We start from the raw sequence: 930 nt of genomic DNA, 5'->3' as shown, positions 1-930 counted from the left end.
CGTCGTGGTCACTTGGATGTGCGTATCGAAGGCAAAATGCACGGCGAGTTAGACCAATTGAAAAACGGTATCAACGCCATGGCGGTTTCGCTATCGGAATACCACGTCGAGATGCAGCACAGTATAGACCAAGCCACGTCAGACCTACGTGAAACCTTGGAACAGTTAGAAATTCAAAACGTTGAGCTCGATATTGCGAAGAAGCGCGCACAAGAAGCCGCACGTGTGAAGTCAGAATTTTTGGCCAATATGTCGCACGAATTACGTACGCCATTGAATGGTGTGATTGGCTTTACTCGTCAAATGCTCAAAACGCAGCTTTCTAATAGCCAAACCGACTACTTGCAAACCATTGAGAAGTCCGCAAACAACCTATTAAACATCATCAATGACATTCTCGATTTCTCGAAATTGGAAGCCGGTAAGCTGGCGTTGGAAAACATTCCGTTTGATTTCCGCGAAAGCTTAGAAGAAGTAATCAACCTACAAGCCACCAGCGCGCATGAGAAAGGTCTGGAGATCACCTTGAAAGTGGATCCGAAGATCCCGCCAGGTCTAGTCGGAGACCCGCTACGTATCCAACAAATTTTGACCAACTTGGTGGGGAACTCTATTAAGTTTACTGAGCGCGGAAACATCGATGTTAGCGTCGAAATGCGTTCACAAGCAGGTGACTCGGTTGAGCTGCAATTTATGGTGCGAGACACCGGTATCGGTATTTCAGAGCGTCAACAAGCGCAGTTATTCCAAGCATTCAGCCAAGCGGATGCCAGCATATCTCGTCGATATGGTGGTACGGGTCTTGGCTTAGTCATCACCCAGAAACTGGTAAGTCAGATGGGCGGCGAAATCAGTTTGACCAGTCGTCTTCACCAAGGTTCGACATTCTGGTTTACGCTTCGCCTCAACTCGACAGAAATGCCAATGAGC

The 930-nt window shown here is 47.7% G+C and carries 1 protein-coding gene; it reads left to right on the top strand.

From position 1 onward, the window contains the following. On the top strand, positions 1–930 hold a 930-nt coding region (locus R8O11_RS25835; protein WP_318194687.1), incomplete at both ends, for an ATP-binding protein.

This window comes from Vibrio sp. 1288, from assembly GCF_033344475.1.
Note: the sequence above shows the minus strand (reverse complement) of the source record. Positions and strands in the feature narration are given on the sequence as shown.